The sequence below is a fragment of the Micromonospora sp. NPDC051296 genome (assembly GCF_040682255.1).
In the GTDB taxonomy this organism is placed as follows: Bacteria; Actinomycetota; Actinomycetes; order Mycobacteriales; family Micromonosporaceae; genus Micromonospora; species Micromonospora craterilacus.
The window spans coordinates 1-4,815 of the sequence record NZ_JBFBAO010000455.1 but is presented as its reverse complement, the minus strand read 5'-3'; the positions used below and the strand labels follow the sequence as shown (position 1 = coordinate 4,815).

The following is a 4,815-nucleotide window of genomic DNA, read 5'->3' as shown; positions in this document are numbered from 1 at the left end:
GCGGCGCCGAGCCCGGACGCCACTGCCACACTGGTCTCGTACGCCCGGCCGGCGCTGTCGTAGGTCGTGGTGGTGGTCCGCAGCGTTGCGGCGTTCATCTTCCAAGTCGACCAAGAAGTCCTCGACCTGCTCGATCCAGGGAAACGGGTAGACGCCCGGCTCAAGACCCGGAGTCGGGGTCAACGGGACGTGGATCTCGACGATGCCAGCCATGATCACATCATCGACCAGGCGGAGGCACGGCAGTGAAGTGGCTCTCGAACCGAACCCGAACGTGCGGCAAACGGCGGCAGAAGCGTGCACCGGTCCGGCTGCCGGGCCGAGGGTCGTGATGATCGCACAGGCCGTACGGTCAACCCGTGGACGTATTCCTGCTCTGGCATGTCCGGCACGCGCCTTTCGTCGACGGCAGGCCCACAGCGCATCCGGGCGAGGACGGCGAGCTGGTCTGGGACGAGGAGGCCGGAGACGACCTGAAGATCCTTGGCGTCTATTCGAGCCAGCAGAAGGCGGACGAGCGCGTCGTAGCTGCACGAAGGCTTCCGGGGTTCCGCGACGAGCCGGACTGCTTTCTTATCGACTCCTACGTCCTCGATGAAGACAGGTGGACCGAGGGCTTCGTCACGGTGCCGCAGAGCGACTGACCGGTAGCGACGCCGACTGGCCAGCGTGCGGGAAGCGGCATGAGCGGATGCGCGCTAGGTGGCCGGGTCGGGGTGCACGATCATCGCGAACGTCGTCCGGCGTCGCCGCCGGCCACCCGTTCGCGCGCGCAGGGGGCGTAGCAGGTTGGTGATCGTGGCGGCGAGTTCGCGCGACTCGGCCGGGGTGACCCAGAGCGGAATCTGCTGGTACGCCACGCCGTCGCGGGTGGGGGCGGCGCCGGCGGTTCGCAGGTACTGCTCGAACCCGGCGACCAGCGCGCCGACGAACGCGATGAAGTAGCGCTGGTGGTCGGCGGGGGAGGCGGCGTCGAGGTCGCGGGGGCCGAGGGCGACCGCGGACTCCACCACCGTGTACGTGCGCTGCGTGCCGCCGCGTACCCGCTCCTCGCGGGTCACTCGCAGCACCCCCGCGTCTACCAGGCGCCCGACATGTCGGTAGAGCGAGGCCTGCGGGATGTCGCTGAGTTCGGCGCTGAGCTGGCGGGCGGTCAGCTCGCGGTCCATGAGCGCGTGCACGATGCGCAACCGGACCGGATGGAGCACGGTCTCCACGATTCCAGCGCTGGGTCGCACCGGCTGGGCGTTGATTGTCACAATCGAGAATGTTAGCTTGAACTTCGATGATTCTCAGGAGTGAGAACGAAGGGCGGATCGTTGCGGGAGCAGACTGTCGAGATCCCGGCCACCGGAGCGCTGTTGGCCGGCGCGCTCACCCGGCCCGACGGGGACGGCCGCCACCCGTCCGCGTTACTCATCAACGGCTCCGGCCCGATCGACCGCAACTCCGCTATGCCCGGGATGGCGCTGGGACTGGGCCAGGCGCTCGCGGTCGCACTGGCCGACCACGGCTACGTCCTGCTGCGCTACGACAAGCGGGGCGTTGGCGCCTCGGGCGGGGACTACCTGAGCACCGGCTTCCACGACGAGTGTGGCGACGCCGCAGCCGCCCTCGCTGCGTTGCATGCCCACCCTGTGGTGGACCCGGAGCGGGTCTTCGTCGTCGGGCACTCGACCGGAGCGGTGTTGGCGGCCAACCTCGTACGGGCCGCTCCACCGCCGGCCGGGTATGTGCTGCTCGCGGGTGCCGCGCAGCCTGGCGAACGAGTGATGGCCTGGCAGAGCGACCGGATCGCGACCACGCTGCCACGGCCTCTGCGACCGTTAGGCCCGATACTGGCGCGCCGTCAGGCCCGCGAGCGCGACCGGGTCCGCAGGTCCACTACCGACCGGCACGACCGGATGCCACGCTCGCGCCTGACGGACAGGTGGCTGCGCGAGTACATGGCCCACGACTCAGGCCCGGACCTGGCCGCCATCGACCGGCCGGTGCTGGCGATCACCGGCAGCAAGGACATCCAGGTCGACCCGGCCGACGTGGCACGCATCGGCCGGCTCGTCACCGGCCCATTCGACGGCGAAGTGCCGACCGACCTCACCCACCTGCTACGCCGGGACCCCGGACCGCCGGGACTGTGGCGGTACCGGGGTCAGCTCACCAGGCCGATCGACGACTGGGTCACCGCACGCATCGCGGAGTGGGCCCGGGTCCGTATCGCGAACTGAACGCCCCGCGAGCCCGCCATGCCGGCACCCGTCTCGCAACACCCGCCGCAACGCTTCCGCAGCCGGGACCGCAAGGCTGGACCGCGCCGCTGGACCGGGCCACCACGCTCACAACGGCGAGCCTGGCGCGCTGAACAGCGCCGGGCCCTGGCCAAATATCCGCACATCGGCATGTCAGCACGCCGAGCAGCCGGGCGGAGCCGTCACGTAGCGTGGCGAGCGGATCGCGTCAATAGCCGATGCTGACCGCCGTCGCTGATGGGACGATCATCGGCATGGACGCGAGGCCGCTGACTCAGCGAGAGCGAGCGGTGCTTGAGGCGCTGCTGGCGGTTGAATTCCAGGGCGTTTGAAACCCTGCGGCGCCAGGCGGGGGAAGTGGTCGTCGTCGGCACGTGCGGCTGCGGGTGCCCGTCCATCGACTTCCAGCACGGGCGCGGCCTCGGGATGGCCATAAGAGTCAATGCGGGTGTTCGAGGCTCCCATGGCGGTCTGTTCCTATACACGATCGAGGACCGCCAGCGGGGGGAAGTCCTCGGCGGCATCGAGTGGGTCGGCGTCGAGGAGACGGATCCAGATGAGCTTCCATCGCCCGAACTGCTCGACACCCGGGCTGCTTGATCGCAAGCCCACCACCGCTCGCTCGTCGGCATGTCCGCATGCCGAGAAGCCGGTGTGGGCTTCGCGCCCAGAGCGATCGGCTCGCGGCAGCTACGTGCGTTCGGCGTACAGGAAGTCGCGCGGCGCGGGCGCCAGCTCAGGGAAGGTGGGGATCTGGATGCTCGGCCACGAAACGCTCGCCCGTTTCGTCGTCGACCAGCGAGTTGTCGACCAGCCATTCAACGGCCCGTCGCTTTGCGCGCACGTCGCGGAAGGCGTACCAGGCTGGCAGTAGGTGCGGATACTCCCCATGCAACTCGTTCTTGAACCGCCGAAAGACACCCCTGCCCTGAATCGCTCGCGCGAGTCTACGGCCGGCCGCCGCGTCACTGATCCTCTCGGCAAAGTCGGCCATGTCCTGGTACCAGACGTAGGAAGGCAACGGATCAATACCGACCAGGTCGAGGTCGTCAAGGTCGACGGGCGTGTGTCCGTCGATGCCACCGTCCGTCGTCCAGAACACGATCTCGCCGGTCCGCGGGTTGATCAGCCATCGGTGCTCGTAGTCGGTCTGGTCCTCGAGCGCAGTGGCGATCTCCTCTAGGTCTAGCCTGCCCAGGTCAAGCATCCGGCCACCATAAACCCGCTCCTGTCCGCGCTTCGACCCGCGACCGGGCCGGGTAGCGACGGCGCATTGCTGCGCCGCCGCCCCCTCAGAGTGAAGTGGGCCGCCGGCGAGGTGCCCATGGTGTGGGTCCTTTTCCGTCGGCCTCTTCCCGAACCGTGCTGGTCGGTTTCCCTGACACACGGCTCTCCAGTGATCAGTTCCGGGTGGATGTGCGTGTCCGACCGGCGTGGATGTCCTCGTGGCAGTTCCGGCAGATCACGAGGGTCTTGCGGCGCCGTTTGGCCATGAGGTGCACCCATGCGGGTTTGTCGGGCCGATCTCGGCGGTTGAGGTCGGCGAGTTTCCGCAGGTGATGGACTTCCAACCTGTTGGTGGACTCGCAGAGCTCGCATCGTCTGGCCAGCAGCCGGTGGATCAGTTCGTTGCGTTTGGTGCTGGCCATGATCGGTGACATATCGGTCAGGGCCGCTGCGCGTTGGCGGCGGAGCGGTATCCCACCGAAACGGGCGACCAGTGGCTTCCTGCCCCGGTCCCGGGGGACGGTGACCTGGAAACAGGTCCGTGGCCCGTCGGGGGTGCCGATGACCGTCTTGTACTTGCGGGCCATCTTCGTGACGGTGGACCTGTGTTTTCCTGCGAGGGTCTTGAGCATGGAGGTCTCCATGACCCAGCGCAGGGTGTCCAGGCGGAACACGTCCTGGGCGAGCAGGTAGTACTGGACCAGGCCCCGGTACTCGGCCTGGTACTTCGCGACGATGGTGAAGTCGTCGTCGTGAAGCAGCGCACCGCGTTGGGCGGGTTTGCCTTCGCGCAGGTAGTTCGCGCATCGGGCGACGCCGGCCGTCCGCTTTCGGGATATACACCCGTTTGACCGGGCGGGCCTGCCAAGGCCGTTGTCGGCGTTGGACCTGCGCCGCCAGATCAGCCTTGTCCTGGCCGGCCAGGATGATCCGGCCGTCCACGCCCGCCGTCAAACGTCCAGCGTTGACCTCCGTGACCCGACGAACCGCCAGCAGCGTGTTCGCTCGGGACCGCAGCATCAACTTCTGCAGATTCCGGACCCGTTTCAGGTCCCCCACCTGCGACGCCGTGAAGATCCTTTGCCGCAAGCGCCGTACGGTCTCCTCACAAGCACGCCAATCCACAGCGTCCCAGGCAAGGATCTCGTCCTCCGGTCCGTTCACCACCCCGACCGAGGCAGTGCCTAACTTGTGTCAACGGCGGACTGGAACTGACCCCCTAACGACGGATTGGGATTGACCCCCCGGAGGTCGTTTCGTGCTACTTAGGTCGGCCAACGCGGCAGTGATCAACCGCTGCGCCACCGGGGAGTCGAACGGCACCACCTGGATCTCGATC

At 67.9% G+C, this 4,815-nt stretch carries 6 protein-coding genes and 2 pseudogenes; 3 read left to right on the top strand and 5 right to left on the bottom strand.

All coding sequences use genetic code 11. The annotated features are described in order from the left end of the window. Nucleotides 1–359: 359 nt before the first annotated feature. Complete coding sequence (locus AB0M52_RS30675; RefSeq protein ID WP_363960944.1) at nt 360–644, top strand: hypothetical protein; 285 nt, start codon at nt 360–362, stop codon at nt 642–644. A gap of 54 nt (nt 645–698) precedes the next feature. Here the strand turns inward: AB0M52_RS30675 and AB0M52_RS30670 are convergent, their stop codons facing one another. Further along, nucleotides 699–1,259 (bottom strand): helix-turn-helix domain-containing protein, encoded by a 561-nt coding sequence (locus AB0M52_RS30670; RefSeq protein WP_363960942.1) that lies wholly within the window; start codon nt 1,257–1,259, stop codon nt 699–701. Nucleotides 1,260–1,319: 60 nt separating this feature from the next. Between AB0M52_RS30670 and AB0M52_RS30665 the strand changes: the two genes are divergently transcribed. Beyond that, entirely contained in the window at nt 1,320–2,228 is a 909-nt protein-coding gene (locus AB0M52_RS30665) for an alpha/beta fold hydrolase (RefSeq protein ID WP_363960940.1), read from the top strand. A 378-nt stretch (nt 2,229–2,606) separates the two neighbouring features. Further along, nucleotides 2,607–2,849: a hypothetical protein gene (locus tag AB0M52_RS30660; RefSeq protein ID WP_363960938.1), complete on the top strand. Its 243-nt coding sequence runs from the start codon at nt 2,607–2,609 to the stop codon at nt 2,847–2,849. 136 nt (nt 2,850–2,985) lie between these two features. Here AB0M52_RS30660 and AB0M52_RS30655 read toward each other — a convergent pair whose 3' ends face one another. From AB0M52_RS30655 to AB0M52_RS30640, 4 genes and pseudogenes are all read right to left on the bottom strand, one after another. Continuing rightward, nucleotides 2,986–3,456: a UPF0158 family protein gene (locus tag AB0M52_RS30655; RefSeq protein ID WP_363960936.1), complete on the bottom strand. Its 471-nt coding sequence runs from the start codon at nt 3,454–3,456 to the stop codon at nt 2,986–2,988. 193 nt (nt 3,457–3,649) lie between these two features. After that, nucleotides 3,650–4,108, bottom strand: a complete 459-nt coding sequence (locus AB0M52_RS30650; RefSeq protein WP_363960934.1) for a hypothetical protein — start codon at nt 4,106–4,108, stop codon at nt 3,650–3,652. Then, nucleotides 4,109–4,237 (bottom strand): annotated as a pseudogene (locus tag AB0M52_RS30645) (hypothetical protein); the annotation flags it as partial. A 139-nt stretch (nt 4,238–4,376) separates the two neighbouring features. Then, nucleotides 4,377–4,601, bottom strand: a pseudogene (locus tag AB0M52_RS30640) (reverse transcriptase N-terminal domain-containing protein); the annotation flags it as partial. Between the last annotated feature and the right edge of the window lie 214 nt (nt 4,602–4,815).

What these genes read in the sequence shown, in the direction of transcription:
- AB0M52_RS30655 (WP_363960936.1), bottom strand. Translation starts at nt 3,456, where the DNA reads ATGCTTGACCTGGGCAGGCTAGACCTAGAGGAGATCGCCACTGCGCTC.
- AB0M52_RS30650 (WP_363960934.1), bottom strand. Translation starts at nt 4,108, where the DNA reads ATGCTCAAGACCCTCGCAGGAAAACACAGGTCCACCGTCACGAAGATG.